The organism is Streptomyces hundungensis (assembly GCF_003627815.1).
Classification (GTDB): domain Bacteria; phylum Actinomycetota; class Actinomycetes; order Streptomycetales; family Streptomycetaceae; genus Streptomyces; species Streptomyces hundungensis_A.
The window spans coordinates 7158254-7173466 of sequence record NZ_CP032698.1 but is presented as its reverse complement, the minus strand read 5'-3'; the positions used below and the strand labels follow the sequence as shown (position 1 = coordinate 7173466).

At 72.8% G+C, this 15213-nt stretch carries 15 protein-coding genes; 5 read left to right on the top strand and 10 right to left on the bottom strand.

Annotated features, from left to right (window positions below):
- Window positions 1-19: 19 nt before the first annotated feature.
- Together DWB77_RS31900 and DWB77_RS31895 are read right to left on the bottom strand one after the other, a co-directional pair.
- Window positions 20-211 (bottom strand): hypothetical protein, encoded by a 192-nt coding sequence (locus DWB77_RS31900; RefSeq protein WP_120725477.1) that lies wholly within the window; start codon window positions 209-211, stop codon window positions 20-22.
- A 517-nt stretch (window positions 212-728) separates the two neighbouring features.
- On the bottom strand, window positions 729-1301 hold the full coding sequence (locus DWB77_RS31895) for a helix-turn-helix domain-containing protein (RefSeq protein WP_120725475.1): 573 nt from the start codon (window positions 1299-1301) through the stop codon (window positions 729-731).
- A 134-nt stretch (window positions 1302-1435) separates the two neighbouring features.
- On the opposite strand from DWB77_RS31895, the gene DWB77_RS31890 reads away from it, so the two are divergent.
- Complete coding sequence (locus tag DWB77_RS31890) at window positions 1436-2302, top strand: DMT family transporter (protein ID WP_120725474.1); 867 nt, start codon at window positions 1436-1438, stop codon at window positions 2300-2302.
- 80 nt (window positions 2303-2382) lie between these two features.
- Here the strand turns inward: DWB77_RS31890 and DWB77_RS31885 are convergent, their stop codons facing one another.
- Together DWB77_RS31885 and DWB77_RS31880 are read right to left on the bottom strand one after the other, a co-directional pair.
- Entirely contained in the window at window positions 2383-3126 is a 744-nt protein-coding gene (locus DWB77_RS31885) for an acyltransferase (protein ID WP_120725472.1), read from the bottom strand.
- A 71-nt stretch (window positions 3127-3197) separates the two neighbouring features.
- Window positions 3198-3728 carry a gamma carbonic anhydrase family protein gene (locus DWB77_RS31880; RefSeq protein WP_120725470.1) on the bottom strand — a complete coding sequence of 177 codons (531 nt, stop codon included), beginning with the start codon at window positions 3726-3728 and terminating at the stop codon, window positions 3198-3200.
- A 95-nt stretch (window positions 3729-3823) separates the two neighbouring features.
- On the opposite strand from DWB77_RS31880, the gene DWB77_RS31875 reads away from it, so the two are divergent.
- Window positions 3824-4267 carry an SRPBCC family protein gene (locus tag DWB77_RS31875; protein WP_120725468.1) on the top strand — a complete coding sequence of 148 codons (444 nt, stop codon included), beginning with the start codon at window positions 3824-3826 and terminating at the stop codon, window positions 4265-4267.
- 47 nt (window positions 4268-4314) lie between these two features.
- On the opposite strand, the gene DWB77_RS31870 is transcribed toward DWB77_RS31875, so the two are convergent.
- The 3 genes from DWB77_RS31870 to DWB77_RS31860 form a co-directional block, all read right to left on the bottom strand.
- Window positions 4315-4971 carry a DedA family protein gene (locus tag DWB77_RS31870; RefSeq protein ID WP_120725466.1) on the bottom strand — a complete coding sequence of 219 codons (657 nt, stop codon included), beginning with the start codon at window positions 4969-4971 and terminating at the stop codon, window positions 4315-4317.
- Between the two features lie 75 nt (window positions 4972-5046).
- Complete coding sequence (locus tag DWB77_RS31865) at window positions 5047-7524, bottom strand: beta-glucosidase family protein (RefSeq protein ID WP_120725464.1); 2478 nt, start codon at window positions 7522-7524, stop codon at window positions 5047-5049.
- Between the two features lie 252 nt (window positions 7525-7776).
- Window positions 7777-8214, bottom strand: a complete 438-nt coding sequence (locus DWB77_RS31860) for a DUF4442 domain-containing protein (RefSeq protein WP_120725462.1) — start codon at window positions 8212-8214, stop codon at window positions 7777-7779.
- Window positions 8215-8323: 109 nt separating this feature from the next.
- On the opposite strand from DWB77_RS31860, the gene DWB77_RS31855 reads away from it, so the two are divergent.
- Together DWB77_RS31855 and DWB77_RS31850 are read left to right on the top strand one after the other, a co-directional pair.
- A complete protein-coding gene (locus tag DWB77_RS31855) occupies window positions 8324-9355 on the top strand; it encodes a hypothetical protein (RefSeq protein ID WP_120725460.1) in 1032 nt (343 codons plus the stop codon).
- A gap of 57 nt (window positions 9356-9412) precedes the next feature.
- Window positions 9413-10729 (top strand): MFS transporter, encoded by a 1317-nt coding sequence (locus DWB77_RS31850; RefSeq protein ID WP_120725458.1) that lies wholly within the window; start codon window positions 9413-9415, stop codon window positions 10727-10729.
- On the opposite strand, the gene DWB77_RS31845 is transcribed toward DWB77_RS31850, so the two are convergent.
- The 3 genes from DWB77_RS31845 to DWB77_RS31835 form a co-directional block, all read right to left on the bottom strand.
- The gene (locus DWB77_RS31845; RefSeq protein ID WP_120725457.1) at window positions 10691-11551 is read right to left on the bottom strand and encodes a spermidine synthase; all 861 of its coding nucleotides are present in this window, start codon (window positions 11549-11551) and stop codon (window positions 10691-10693) included. The genes DWB77_RS31850 and DWB77_RS31845 overlap by 39 nt on opposite strands.
- A 417-nt stretch (window positions 11552-11968) precedes the next feature.
- Window positions 11969-13159, bottom strand: coding sequence for an elongation factor Tu (gene tuf / locus DWB77_RS31840; RefSeq protein WP_120725455.1), 1191 nt, complete (start codon window positions 13157-13159; stop codon window positions 11969-11971).
- 293 nt (window positions 13160-13452) lie between these two features.
- On the bottom strand, window positions 13453-14151 hold the full coding sequence (locus tag DWB77_RS31835; RefSeq protein ID WP_120725453.1) for a DNA alkylation repair protein: 699 nt from the start codon (window positions 14149-14151) through the stop codon (window positions 13453-13455).
- Between the two features lie 166 nt (window positions 14152-14317).
- Here DWB77_RS31835 and DWB77_RS31830 point away from each other — a divergent pair, with 166 nt between their 5' ends.
- A complete protein-coding gene (locus DWB77_RS31830) occupies window positions 14318-15022 on the top strand; it encodes a TVP38/TMEM64 family protein (protein WP_120725451.1) in 705 nt (234 codons plus the stop codon).
- The last annotated feature ends 191 nt before the right edge of the window (window positions 15023-15213 follow it).

Below are 15213 nucleotides of genomic sequence, written 5' to 3'. Positions count from 1 at the left end.
GGGGGAGTCGTTCCGCCCGTCAGAGCGCCGACTGGAACGCGGAGGCGGCGGGAACGTGCGGGTCGCCGCAGGCCGCCATCGCCCGGGTCAGGTTCGCCGGAGCCTTCCCGGCGTTCTGCGCCGCGGCCCGCCGCGCCAGCGACGGTCCCCGGTCGGCCGACCGGTGGGTGGCGGGGCCGGGCCGTACGGCCGCCGAGACGAGAGCTTCCACGTGAGCGCCTTTCGGATCGAAGCGCCGTCTTCGCAGCAGGGTCTGGTGGGATCGCTGTGCGGAACACGGCTGGGTAGAACACTGCTTGGGCTGTTTGGTGCGTCGTGCCGTTCGGCCGCACGCCGTGCCCCTGGGCGCTTCGGCGCCATGAGCGACCGGTCCGACCACTGCCGCCTCCCCGGGACACCACAACGGCCTTGGCCGGTGCCCAGGTTCGGCGACGGCGTAGAAATCACCCGCACGAGTGGTTTCGTTCGCGATGAACCGCGCTTCTGTCGCTCCCGCGGGCGCGAGAGTGACGATAGTCAGCCTCCACCCGAGGCGGCCCCCGATACCAGATACAAGGCCAAAATCGTCCAGAACGTGTAGAGAAACCGGTCGGAGTGTGCGCCCAGAGGTACACACCGGCTCATCTGTGGGCGCGACGCTGTCCGCCGCTTCCGCACCACCGCTCCCCCGCACGCGCGGGCGTGCGCGTTCCACGCTAACAGGCGCCGTACGCAAGGCCGTTGGCGTCTCAGCGTTCGAACGGGACGGAGATCGCCATCGTCATCACGACCGGCTCGGAGCCCTCGTTGCGGTAGGCGTGCGGGGCGTTGGCCTCGAAGGCCGCCGAATGCCCCGCCGGAACCGGATGGTCGACGCCGTCCACGGCGAGGGTGAGGGTGCCTTCGGTGACGTGGATCAGCTCGACGGTCCCCGCGGGATGCGGGTCCGAGGAACTGCCGTCGCCCGGCATCAGGTGCCAACGCCACATCTCCAGCGGGCCGGGTGCCTCGGTGCCGGCGAGCAGCGTGCTGGAGCTCCCCCGCTCGGTGGACCACAGCCGGACGGCCTGATCGGGCGGGACGATGCGCACCTTGGGGCCGCTCTCGTAGTCGAGCAGCGTGGTGATGCTGACGCCGAGCGCGTCCCCGATCTTCACCACGGTGCCCACGCTGGGATTGGTCCGGGCCTGCTCGATCTGGATGAGCATCCCGCGACTGACCCCGGCGCGCGTCGCGAGCGCTTCGAGGGTGAAGCCCCGCTCGGTGCGCCAGCGCTTGACGTTGCGGGCCAGCGACTGGGTCAGCAGTTCTAGGTCCGACACATTCCGTCCATGAGGCGGGCCCCCTCTCGACGGGGGCGTCCAATATTTTTGATGACACAGTCCAGTCAAGTGCACTACCGTGGAGTGCACCCCACTGATCTCCCGTGTCACCGCACTGTACTGCGAGGCCCCTCATGACAGCACTGTTCGCCCTGGCCACCAGCCTCCTGTGGGGGCTGGCCGACTTCGGGGGCGGACTGCTGACCCGGCGCATGCCCGCGCTGACCGTCGTGGTCGCCTCGCAGACGGTGGCCGTGGTGGTGCTCGGCTCGGTCGTGCTCGCCACCGGGGGGCTGCGCGAGGCGGCCCCGCAGCTCTGGTTCGCGGTCGCGGCGGGCGCCGTGGGCCCGGTCGCCATGCTCAGCTTCTACAAGGCCCTGGCGCTCGGCCCCATGGGAGTCGTCTCACCCCTCGGCTCGCTCGGTGTCGCGGTGCCGGTCGGGGTCGGCCTCGCGCTGGGCGAGAGGCCCGGCCTGCTCCAGTTCGCCGGGATCGCGGTGGCCGTGGCCGGCGTCCTGCTCGCGGGCGGCCCCGAGTTCCGGGGCGCCGCGGTGCAACGCCAGGCCGTCCTCCTCACCTTGCTCGCCGCCTTCGGCTTCGGCGCCGTGATGGCCCTGATCTCCGAGGCGTCCACCACCGTCACCGGTCTCTTCCTCGCCCTCTTCGTGCAGCGCGTCACCAATGTCGCCGTCGGCGGCACGGCCCTGCTGGTCTCGGTGCGGCGCGGTGGCGCCGCCCTGCCCGCGGACGGCGGCTCGCGCGCGGTCTGGCTCGCGCTGCCCGCCCTCGCCTTCGTGGGCCTCGCCGACGTGGCCGCCAACGGCACCTACGCGATCGCCGCCCAGCGGGGCCCGGTCACCGTCGCGGCGGTGCTCGCCTCGCTCTACCCGGTGGTCACCGCGCTCGCCGCCCGCGGCGTTCTCAAGGAGCGGCTGCGTACGGTGCAGGCGGCGGGCGCGGGGCTCGCGCTGGTCGGCACCGTACTGCTCGCGACCGGCTGATCAGGCAACCGGCCGATCAAGCCACCGGCTGGTCGGGCAACCGACTGATCAAGCCATCGGCCGCTCAGGCGACTGGCCGCTCAGGCCTCTTCGGGGCTCAACTCCGCGATGGCGAGGAGCTGTTCGGGTGTGACGCCGTCCGGGATGGGCACCGGCGCGGGGGTGCGCAGCGGCGGCTGCCAGCCGTCCCGCTCGTCCCAGGTGCGCACGATCTTCGCGGGCGCCCCGGCCACCACGGCGTGGTCGGGCACCTCGCCCCGTACCACCGCGCCCGCCGCCACGACCACGTTGCGCCCGAGCCGTGCGCCGGGCAGCACCACCGCGCCCGTGCCGAGCCAGCAGCCCGGCCCGATCTCCACCGGCTCCATGCGCGGCCACTGCTTGCCGACCGGCTGCCGGGGATCGTCGTAGCTGTGATTGGTCGAGGTGATGTAGACGTTCGGGCCGCAGTATGTGTCCGAGCCGATAGTGATGGTCGTGTCGGCGATGACATGGCTGCCCCGCCCGAGCACGACCCCGTTGCCCAGGGTCAGGATCGGCTCGGTGCCGAGGTCGAGGCCCGGCATCATCCCGGCCGTCAGGGTGACCTGTTCGCCGATGATGCAGTGGTCGCCCAGCTCGATCCAGGGCTCGCCGAAGACGGTGCCCTGCGGAAAGGCGAGGCGGGTGCCGGCGCCGATCCGGCGAAAGCGCAGCCGCCCCGGGTGCTCGGCGGTGACCGCGCCCGTCCGCTTGATCCAGTCCCAGCCCCCATGGACCGCGCGGGAGGCGATTTCACGCCGCCAGGCGGTCAGGGACGAGAACGTGTTTCTGTTCTTGGGCACCCGCTCACGGTACTCACCGCCGACCCGGCCGATCAGGGCCGACGCCTGTGATCTTCCGCTCAGCGCGGGGCTCAGCCGGCGTGCGCGGCGCGGTGGTCCTCGGCCAGACCGAGGTACATCAGGGCGTTCACCTTGATGCCCTCGCGCTCCTCCTCGCTCAGCTCGCGCCGCACCTTGGCCGGTACGCCCGCGACCAGGGAGCCCGGCGGCACGACCATGCCCTGCGGAACCAGGGCGTGCGCCGCGATCAGCGAACCCGCGCCGATCCGGGCGCCGTTGAGGATGGTGGCGCCCATGCCCACCAGGACGTCGTCCTCGACGGTGCAGCCGTGCAGCACCGCGTTGTGCCCGACGGTGACCCGCTCGCCGAGGATGACCGGGAAGCCCGGGTCCACATGGACGGTGCAGTTGTCCTGGATGTTGCTCTCGGCGCCGATGACGATCGGCCCGCAGTCGGCGCGCAGGACCGCGTGGTACCAGACGCTCGCCCCCGCGCCCAGGGTCACCTCTCCCAGCACCACCGAGGTGGGTGCGGTGAATGCGGTCGGGGCGATCTCGGGCGCCTTGCCGCCCACTGCCACGACCAACGCCTGCTCTGCCATGCGCCACTCCTCGTACGGGTTCCATCGCGCCGGGTGTCACGCTAAGCGACCGTGTTCCGGCCCGTGCGGGCGGGGGGCCCGCTTACGATCACGCGATGGCACTCTTCCGGATCGACCGCCGAACCGAGCTCACCCCCGCCGAGGCGTGGCACCGGCTCACCGACTGGGAACGGCACGGCGAGGGCGTCCCGTTCACCCGGATCACCGTGCGCACCCCGCCGCCGACCGGGCCGGGCACGGTCTTCGTGGCGCGCACCGGGCTCGGTCGTCTCGCCTTCGCCGACCCGATGGAGATCACCCGCTGGAGGCCGCCGTCCGAGGGCCGCCCGGGCGTGTGCCGCCTGGAGAAGCGCGGGCGGGTCATCACGGGCTGGGCCGAGATCGAGGTGGCCGCGTCCGGGGCGGGGGCGCTGGTGGTCTGGCGGGAGGAGCTGCGCGTCCGTGGACTGCCGCGCGCCCTGGACCCGTTGACGGCCGCGGCCGGCCGTCTCGTGTTCGGCCGGGCCCTGACCGTACTGCTGCGGGACCGCACTCCCTGAGGGCGCCGTGGCGGAGCCCTTCAAGGTGCCCGGGCCGTGCGGTGGTTTCAGTCCCCGGCCGGGACGTTCTCGGGGGTCGACTGCGCGGCCTCCGCCTCGGCCATGGACTTCTTCGCCCGGTTCTTGACGACCAGCATTGAGGCGACACCGATCAACAGCGCCGCCACCAGGCCGAGATAGGAGAAGTTCTTCAGCCAGGACTCGGCGACGATCCCGAGGTAGTAGATGACGGCCGTCGTCCCGCCCGCCCAGCAGATGCCGCCGAGCACGTTGGCGATGAGGAACTTCCAGTACGGCATGTGCAGGACGCCCGCGAGGGGGCCGGCGAAGATGCGGAGCAGCGCGATGAAGCGGCCGAAGAAGACGGCCCACATGCCCCACTTCTGGAAGGACCGCTCCGCCATGGCGACATGGCCCTCGCTGAAGTGCTTGGGGAACTTGCGGCCGAGCCAGGCCAACAGGGGCCTGCCGCCCTTGCGGCCGATCGCGTAACCGATCGAGTCGCCGATGACCGCGCCGGCCGTGGCGCAGGCACCCAGGACGACCGGGTTGATGTGGCCCTGTTGGGAGGCGAGCAGGGCCGAGCTGACCAGGACGATCTCGCCGGGAAGCGGGATCCCGAGGCTTTCGACCCCGATGACCAGCGCCACCAGAAGATAGACACTGACGGCGGGGATGTGCTCCAGCCACTCCTGGATGTGCAACGCCGCTTCCCTCCCTCGCCACGGGCCCGAGCCCGGAGTGCGCCCCCCTTGGCGCACTCCGGGAAGCCTACCCGGTCACGGTCGGCCGGCCGGCGGCCGTGCTGCGACCGAGCCATGGCCGACCAGGAGGGTCTCGCCCGCCGAGACGCCCACGCTCACCTCGCGCCGTCCGGTGCCGAGGACCCACGCGTGCCGCTCGGGGTCCCAGGAGGACAGTGAGCGGGCGCCGACGCGTACGGTCACCCGCCGGTCGTGGCCGGGCTCCAGTTCCAGGCGGCGGTAGCCGGCCAGGGCCCGGCGGACCTGGTCGAGGCCGAGGTCGGGCGAGGGGCCGAGGTAGACCTGGGCGACCGTGACGCCGGTGCGGTGGCCGGTGTTGCGGACGGTGAAGGCGACCGCGAGTCCGTCGCCGTCGGGCCGCACGCTCAGATCCGTATAGGCGAACGTCGTGTAGGACAGGCCGTGGCCGAAGGGGAAGAGCGGACTCACGCCCTCGGCGTCGTACCAGCGGTAGCCCGGGCGCAGGCCCTCGGAGTACTCCTCGGTGCCGTCGACTCCGGGGTAGCGGCGGGGGTCGCCGGCCATCGGGTGACGGTCCTCGGAGACGGGGAAGGTCTGGGTGAGCCGGCCGCCGGGGTCGCACTCCCCGAACAGGACGGCGGCCGTCGCGTCGGCGCCTTCCTGGCCCGGGTAGTACATCTGGAGGACGGCGCCGACGCGCCCCAGCCACGGCATGGTGGTGCACGACGAGGTGTTGAGCACCACCGTGGTGCGGGAGTTGACGGCGGCGACCGCTTCGATCAGCTCGTTCTGGTGGCCCGGCAGGGCCAGGTGCGTGCGGTCGGCGCCTTCGGTCGCGTCCTCGTACGCGAAGAGCACCACGCTGCTCGCCGCCCGGGCGGCCCGGACCGCCGCGGCGACATCGGCGGCGCGGGTGGCTCCGGTGACGCGGCGCAGCCGGAAGAGCTGCCCTGCTTCGCGGCCCTTGGCGGTGATGACGAGCCGGTGTGCTCCGGCGGCGAGAGTGAGGGTGGCGCGCCGGACGGCGAGCCCGTCGGGCGCGGTGCCGACGAGGCCGCCGCCGAAGAGTTCGCCGAGGCCGGGGGCGGGCGGGAAGAGCTCGGTGCCGTCGAGCACCACCTTGGGGCGGTCGCCGGAGTAGTGGATGCAGAAGGTCCACTCGTCGTCCTCGGTGACGGTGAGCGTGCCGTCGTACGTCCAGGTGGCGCCGGGGTCGACGTGCTGGCCTTCGAAGTCGGCGCCCGGGGAGGTGCCGGGCAGCGGCTTTCCGTACAGGTCCTCGCCGAGCGTGTGGCAGACGCGGGCGCCGTCGCCGGCCCGGTCGCGCAGGGCGTCGAGGGGGCGCCGGGCGTGGTCGGGGACGACATGGGCGCTGCCGCCGCCGCTGACGAACGGGATGACCGCGGTGGGTCCGATCACCGCGATGTGGCGGGCGGCGGCCCCGGCTAGGGGCAGGGTGGCGTGCCGGTTGTGGAGCAGGGTGGCGCCGGCCCGGGCGACGGTGAGCGCGGTGCGCGCTCCGCGGCGGGCGTCGCGGGCGGGTCTGGCGGGAGCGCTCCCGTCGAGCAGCCCGAAGCGTTCCATGACGGACAGGACGCGGCGCACGGCACGGTCGACGAGCGCCTCGGGGACGCTTCCGTCGAGCACGGCCGCCTTGAGGGTGTCCGCGAAGTGCACGCCGGCGGGCATCTCCATGTCGAGGCCTGCGGCGAGGGCGGCGAGGCCGTGGGTGGCGAACCAGTCGGTCATCACCCAGCCCTCGAAGCCCCAGTCGGTGCGCAGGACATCGGTGAGAATTGGCTTGTTCTCGCAGGCGAAGGCTCCGTTGACCTTGTTGTACGCCCCCATGACCGCGCCCACCCCGGCGGCGACCGCGGCTTCGAAGCCGCGGAGTTCGAGCTCGCGCAGGGGCTGCTCGGCGATCCTCGCGTCGAGGGTGAGGCGGTCCTTCTCCTGGTTGTTGAGGGCGAAGTGCTTGACGGTGGCGATGAGCCCCTGGCTCTGGATGCCGTGGATCTCCTCGGCGACCAGGTCGGCGCTGAGCAGCGGGTCCTCGGAGAAGGTCTCGAAGTTGCGTCCGGCGTACGGGGTCCTGATCAGGTTGACCATGGGCGAAAGGAGCACGTCCTGGCCCAGCGCACGCCCTTCGCGGCCGATGACCTCGCCGTACTCGCGGGCGAGCGCGGGGTCGAAGGTGGCGGCGAGCATCACGGGGGCGGGCAGGGCGGTGGCGTGCGCGGTGACCCGGACGCCGGCGGGCCCGTCGGCCAGCCTGAGCGGGGGGATCCTGAGCCGGGGCACGCCGGGCAGGTAGCCGGCCTGGCCGAGGCCATGGGGGTCCTCGGACCCGTGCAGCAGGCCGATCTTCTCGTCGAGGGTGAGGCGGCCGAGCAGCGCCTCGGTGCGGCGGGACCCGGGGGCGTCGGTGCGGGGGCGGGCGGACGCCGTGAAGTCGCCGGTCGCGGCGGCCGCGACCGTGGCGGCGCCGGCCAGCAGGCGCAGCGCCGCCCTTCGGGAAACGGTGTCGGACATGGGCCGTCACTCCTTTGTGTGCGGGCACGTCGTGGTGGACCGCGGCACAGCAGGCGGCGGGCGGCCGATCGACCTGTGAACGCACTATGCGCCACCACCGAGTTGACAACCCGTCAGGCGCCACGAGGCGCCGGAAACGTAGGACCGTCCGATAGAAGAGTCAAGGCGGGCGAACGGGGCCGCGGCCGGGACATGACGAAGGCGCCCCGGCCGTGGCCGGGGCGCCCTGGGGGTCCGTTGTCCGCGCTCCGGTCAGGAGTTGGGGCGCAGGGTCCAGACGACGGTCATCTCGCCGGTCACGGCGCCGTCCGCGCGCTGGATCTCGATGACGACGGGGAACTCGGGGCGCTGTCCGGCGTCCAGGTCGGCCACCACGTCGGCGATGGGGCGGCCCAGCGTGGCGGTCGCCGTGACGACGCCCTTGGCCAGCTTCTTGTAGCCGATCTCCGCCTTGACTGCGAGGGGCACGGCGCGGTGCATCTGGTCGCCGAAGGCGGCGATGACGATGGCGCCGCTGGCGGACTCGGCGAGCGTGAACATCGCTCCGGCGTGCGGGCCGCCCAGGTGGTTGTGGTACTCGGCCCGGTCCGGCAGCCGCACCACGGCGCGCTCGGGAGTGGTCTCCAGGAATTCCAGCTCGAGGGTGCGGGCCATGGGAACGGTCGCGGTGAGCATCTCGCCCACGGACATCTGATCAGCGCTCATGGAGCCCGATGTTACCCATGGGTAGCCGCTCTTGGCCATCCCCGCCGGGGGCGGCCGTAGCAGCAGCGGGTGCGCACCTCTATGGTTACTGGCCATGTGGCCAGGACAGCAGCCGCCCGGGGGCGAGCAGAACCCGCAGGATCCGAATCAGAACCCGTACCAGCAGCCGGGGTACCAGCAGCCCAATCCCTATCAGCAGCCGGGGCAGCAGCCGCCCGGATACCCGCCGCAGGGATACCAGACGCCCAACCCGTACCAGCAGCCGACGGTTCCGCAGTACCCGGTGGCCGGTCCGCCCGGGCCGCCGCAGCCGCCGCAGAACAACGACAAGAAGAAGACCACGATCATCGCCATCGTGGCCGCCACCGCCGTGGTCGTGGCCGCCGCGGTGACCGGTGTCGTGGTCCTCAAGGACGACGACAAGGGCACCCCGCAGGCGGACGGCAAGAACACCAAGTCGCCCTCGGCCCCGGCCTCCGACTCGGCGGCGCCGTCCTCCCCCGCGCCCAACCCGCGCGGCGCCGGCGCCGCCGTCCAGCCGGTGATCGCGGGCTGGAAGGTCGTGGTGAACCCGGCCAAGGGCGATGCCTTCGACGTGCCGCCGGACTGGGAGGTCGACAGCCCCACCATGAGCACGGGCTGGTCCGACGACGCCGACCCCAACGGGTTCGGCGGCATGACGATGTCCGCCCCCGCCTACTACAAGTCCAAGTGGTGCACCACCAAGAGCAGCAGCGGCCGCGACGTGAGCACCCGGCTCGTCACCGTCGGCACCAAGGGCGCCAACGGCGCGAAGGACACGGGCGAGGCGGCCGAGCAGGCCGACGACTGGCTGTACTTCGCCTACACGCAGCCGGACAAGGACCACATAACCGGAGAGAAGCCGGTCCCCTACACCACCAAGTCCGGCCTTCAGGGCAGCGTGGCGCGCGCCAAGACGACCGGCGTGAAGAAGACGGACAAGTGCTCCACCGAGGGCCAGTCCGTGCTGTTCGGCTTCAAGACCGCCAAGGGCGATCTCGCCGCCTGGAGTCTCATCGCCAACACCGGTGTCCCGGACGCGGTGTCCGAGGACACCATCCAGAAGATCCTCAGCACCATCCGGCTGGTGCCCGCCACCTCCTGACGGCCCCGGGCGGCACCGCGTTTGCCGCCGCGGGGTGGCGGCGGCGATAGTCCCAGGGTGACTTCCGCCGCCATCCCCCCGCCCGCGCGCACCTCGCCGCCCGCGCGCCGTCCGTCCTGGGCGGGCCGCAACTACACCCTGCTGACCGCCGCCGCGATCGTCACGAACCTGGGCAGCCAGGGCGCGCTGATCGCGGCGGCGTTCGCGGTGCTGAGCTCCGGCGGCGACGCCGGGGACGTGGGTCTGGTCGCGGCGGCGCGCACCGTACCGCTGGTGCTCTTCCTCCTGGTCGGCGGCGCGCTGGCCGACCGGCTGCCCCGGCACCGGGTGATGGTGGCCGCCAACACCCTCAACTTCCTTTCCCAGGGTGCCTTCGCGCTCCTCGTCCTGACCGGCGACCCCCGCCTCTGGCAGATGATGGTGCTCACCGCGCTCGGCGGGGTGGGCCAGGCGTTCTTCGGGCCCGCCTCCGAAGGCATGCTGATGTCCAGCGTCAGCGGCGTGGAGGCGGGGCGCGCCTTCGCCTTCTACCGGATGGCGATGCACGGCGCGGGCATCGGCGGGGCCGCGCTGGGCGGCGCGCTGATCGCCGCCTTCGGGCCGGGCTGGGTGCTGGCGATCGACGCGGCGGCGTTCGCGGTGGCGGGCGCGCTGCGCGCCTTCCTCGACGTGAGCCACATACCGGCGCGCTCGGCGGGCGGCGGCATGGTCTCCGATCTCCGCGAGGGCTGGCGCGAGTTCGTCACACGGCCCTGGCTGTGGGCGATCGTGGTGCAGTTCGCGGTGGTCAACGCCGTGGTCGCGGCCGCCGAAGCGGTGTACGGGCCGTTGGTGGCCCGTGACGAGCTGGGCGGCCCGGGCCCGTGGGGGCTCGCGCTCGCCGCGTTCGGCGCCGGCACGGTCGCCGGTGCCTTCTTGATGATGCGCTGGAAGCCGCGGCGGCTGCTGCTCGCGGGCAGCCTGTGCGTCTTTCCGCTGGCGCTGCCGTCGGCCGCGCTCGCGGTGCCGCTGCCGGTGGCCGGCCTCGCCGCGGTCATGCTCCTGACGGGCGTCTCCATCGAGGTCTTCGGCGTCTCCTGGATGACCGCGCTCAATCAGGAGATTCCGGAGGAGAAGCTCTCACGGGTCTCCGCCTACGACTGGCTCGGCTCGATCGCCATGGTCCCGGTGGCCACCGCGCTCGCCGGGCCCGCGCAGAACGCGGTCGGGCGCACCAGCGCGCTGTGGGGCTGCTCGGCGCTGATCGTGCTGCTCACCGCCGCGGTCCTGTGCGTGCCCGACGTGCGTCGTCTCACTCGGCGCGGGGAGCCGGTGGCCCTGGCCGGGCCGGCGGCGTCAGCCGATGCCGAAGGCGCCCTCGGGCGGCTCGGGTGAGGGCCGTGCGGCCGTGTCGTCCACCATCGGCGCCTGTGCGATGAACCGGCGCAGCGCGTCGCCGTGCTCGACCCGGGCGGGAAAGGCGTCCCCCGCGGTGCGCCGGGCCAGCGCCGCGACGTCCAGCGGATGCCGGGAGGCGAGCAGTACCGCGTTCCCGAACCGCCGCCCGCGCAGCACCGACGGCTCGGCGATGAGTGCGACCTCCGCGAACACGGCCTGGAACGTGGCGAGTTGGGAGCGCAGGAAGGTGAACGGCGCGCCGTCCGCGAGGTTGGCCGCGTAGATCCCTTCGGGCTTGAGGACCCGCTCGGCGACCCGGGCGTACTCGACCGAGGTGAGGTGCGCGGGCACCCGTGAGCCGCCGAAGACGTCCGCGATCAGCAGGTCCACGGAGGCGGCGGGGGCGGCCTGCGCCCAGGCCCGGGCGTCCGCAGCGTGCGGGGTCACCCCGATGCCCGGGGCCAACGGCAGCTTCTCGCGGACGAGTTGGAGCAGCGCGCGGTCGGCCTCCACGACGTCCTGCCGCGACCCGGGGCGCGTCGCCGCGACATAGCGGGGCAGGGTGAGGGCGCCGCCGCCGAGGTGCAGCACGTCCAGGGGGGCGCCCTCCTCTGCCGCGCAGTCCACGACGTGGGCGAGGCGGCGTACGTACTCGAACTCGATGTAGGTGGGGTCGTCCAGGTCGACGTAGGACTGCGGGGCGCCGTTCACGGTCAGCAGCCAGGCGCGCTCGCGGTCGATGTCGGGCAGCAGTTTGGCTGTGCCCTGGTCGACGTCCCGGGTTACGGGTATGGGTGCGGAGCGGTGGTCGTCGTTCACGCTCCCATTGTGCGCCCGGCCGCCGGCAGCTTGCCCGGCTCCAAGCTTCGCGCAGTTCCCCGCGCCCCTAAACCCCCTCCACCGTGCGGGTCGTGCTCGCTTCTCGCGCAGTTTCCCGCGCCCCTGCACCCCCTCCACCGTGCGGGCCGTGCTCGCTTCTCGCGCAGTTCCTCGCGCCCCTGGAAACCCGTTTTTGGCTGCGGGCCGTGCGGGGCTGGGCGCGCAGTTCCCCGCGCCCCTTAACTGCTCGGTGCTGGCCAGCACCTTCAGCCTGTCCGGCGATTGAGGACGAGCGCCCTTAAGGCGCGATACGGGGTCTGGGGCGGAGCCCCAGGGGCCCGGGGCTGTCCAACCCCCGTCACGGGCGGGTGGGTGGGCAAGCGCGCCTGGGGTCTGGGGCGGAGCCCCAGGGGGTTGTTACAGGAGGGTGGCGATGGTTCCGGCGCCCACCGTGCGGCCCCCCTCCCGGATGGCGAAGCCGAGGCCCGGCTCCAGGGCCATGTCACGGCCGAGCTCCACCGTCATGGTGACCGTGTCGCCGGGCCGGGCCACCGCGAGCTCCCCGAGGTCCACGTCCCCGACCACGTCCGCGGTACGGATGTAGAACTGCGGACGGTAGCCCGTGGCGATGGGCGTGGCACGACCCCCCTCGCGCGTCGACAGGACGTACACCTGCGCGGTGAACCTCCGGCTGGGCGTGACGCTGCCGGGCTCGGCGACCACGTGACCACGGCGGACCGCGTCGCGCGCCACCCCGCGCAGGAGCAGCGCGACGTTGTCGCCGGCCTGCGCCGAGTCCATGGGCTTGCCGAACGTCTCAAGGCCGATGACCACGGACTCGACCTCCGCGCCCAGGACCCGCACCCGGTCGCCGACGCGTACCGTGCCGCGCTCGACGGCTCCGGTGACGACGGTGCCGCGGCCCGTGATGGTGAGCACGTTCTCCACCGGCAGCAGGAACGGCGCGTCCACATACCGCTCGGGCAGCGGCACATAGGTGTCCACCGCGTCGAGCAGCGCGCCGATCGCCTCGGTCCAACGCGGCTCGCCCTCAAGGGCCTTGAGCCCCGAGACCCGCACCACGGGCACGCCGTCGCCTCCGTAGCCGTGCGCGGAGAGCAGCTCGCGCACCTCCAGCTCGACCAGGTCGGTGAGCACCGCGTCCTCGCCGTCGTCGACGGCGTCCGCCTTGTTGAGCGCGACCACGATGTGGTCCACACCCACCTGGCGGGCGAGCAGGACGTGCTCCGCGGTCTGCGGCATGATCCCGTCGAGCGCGGAGACCACGAGGATCGCCCCGTCCAGTTGGGCGGCGCCGGTGACCATGTTCTTGACGTAGTCGGCGTGGCCCGGCATGTCGACGTGCGCGTAGTGGCGGGTGTCGGTCTCGTACTCGACGTGCGCGATGTTGATGGTGATGCCGCGGGCGGCCTCCTCCGGGGCCCGGTCGATCCGGTCGAAGGAGACGTACCGGGTGGTGGTGCCGCCCTCGCGCTCGGCGAGCACTTTGGTGATGGCGGCGGTCAGGGTGGTCTTGCCGTGGTCGACATGGCCCATGGTGCCGATGTTGAGGTGGGGCTTGGTGCGTACGTATGCCGTCTTGGGCATGGCTGAGTTGTCCCTCGCGTGGTCGCGGAACTGAGCTGGGACCCCTGGATCCGGCCGACCCTCCCCGTGCGGGGTCCGCCGGAATGTCCGGGAAGGGTCAGCTTCGGGCGCCGCCGAGGGGCGCCACGGCCACGAGGACGTCGACCGCTGTGCAGACGGCAGCCTCCGGCCTGCCCGCGACTGCGGACGGCGCTGTGAGGAAGGCGTACCTGGACATGTCGCCGATCATCCCTGGCGGGTGCGGGGGCGTCGAATGGTTTTCTCAGGGCGGGAGTTGGCGCGGCCGACGCCCGTCACAGGTTCTTGAGCGCCTCGCGCACGGACAGCGGGGACAGCCGTTCGCCCTCCGCCGCCACGAAGGCGCGGACCGCGCCGGGGTCGCTCTTGGCGTACTCGCGCAGGCTCCAGCCGATGGCCTTGCGGATGAAGAAGTCGGGGTGCGCCGCGCGGCGCAGGCAGTAGTCGAAGAGGCGGTTGGCGTCGGTGCGTTCCTTGTAGGTGAGCTGGTGGAGCAGGGCGGTGCGGGCGAGCCAGAGGTCGTCGTCGTCGATCCACCGGTCCATCACGCCGGCCAGCTCGGCGTCGGCGGCGACGAGCGGGCCGACGACATGGGCCGCGAGGTGGTCGACGGTGTCCCACCACGAGGTGGTGACGACGAGGTGCCGGGCGACCGGCAGGAACGCGGACGAACAGACCCGGACGTACCGGCGCAGATAGTCCACCGCGAAGTAGTGGTACTCACGCTCCTCAAGCGCCCAGCACCGCAGCGCCACGGCCGCGCAGTCCGCCTCGGCGGGCTTCGCCAGGCCGTCCAGCACGGTTCGCGACAGCGCGCGGCGCTCGGGGCTGCGGATGCCGAGGAAGGGCGCGACGCCCTTCATGTACGCGACCATCTCGCCGGCCCGGTGGGGGTCCCCGCCCTCGGGATACACCCGCACCAGGCGCGCGAGGACGTCGTCGGCGAGCGGGCTGTGGGGTGCGCGAGGGGTCATGGAGTCACCGTACGCACGGTACGCGGACGGGGTGCGGGACTTGGTGCGGGATGCCGTGCGGGCGTCGTGCGGGGTGCCGTGCGGGCGTCGTGCGGGACGCTGTGCGGGAGGTCGTCCGGGACGTCGCTTACGGCGCGCGAGGGCCTTTGTCGGTTACTCTCCCCGGATGTTCCAGCCCGCCGCCCGGTCCACGTCCGGTCTCGCCGCACGCTGCGGGAGAGCACTGCTCTCGCCGTGGTCGAGACTGACGCTGCTCGTGGTGGTGCTCGCGGCCGCGGGGAGCGCCGTGCTGGTGCTCCAGCCGCAGCGGCTGCTCGCCGACGGCTGGCCGCCCCAGCTGGGCGGTGCCGGAGCGGTGGCCCTGTTCGCGCTGGCGTACGGGCTGTGCGCCGCGGCGTTCGTACCGCGCCCGATCCTCAACCTGGCGGCCGGTGCCCTCTTCGCCACCTCGGCCGGGTTCGTGTCGTCGCTGGTGGGCACGGTCCTGGGCGCGGGCATCGCGTTCGGTCTCGGCCGGGTGCTGGGCCAGGACGCGCTGCGGCCGCTGGTACGCGGGCGCTGGCTGAAGGCCGCGGACGGCCAATTGTCCCGGCACGGGTTCCGCTCGATGATGGCGATCCGGCTCTTCCCCGGCGTGCCGTTCGCCGCCGCCAACTACTGTGCGGCGGTCTCGCGCATGGGCTGGGCGCCCTTCCTCCTGGCGACGGGGCTCGGCTCGGTGCCCAACACCCTCGCCTACGTCGTCGCCGGTGGCAGCGCCTCGTCACCGACCTCGCCCGCCTTTCTGATCGCGATGGGCTTCATCGTCCTGAGCGGCGCCGCGGCCGCGACGGTCGCCTGGCGCAAGCGACAGGCGTTGCGCAAGCGGTAGGGGCGGGGCGGGCCCGTCGGGGACGGGTCGTGCCTCAGCCGGAGGGGCGGCTGGGCGGGATGCGCCGGGCGGGATGCCCACAGGCCGCACGGCATCAACCCTCCGTTAACCCGGGCTCGTTAACGTGCCCCTCGATCCGCGCGAGATCACCGGGGGGCCGACGGCCGCCCCGGGGTTCCGGCGGGTCCTCG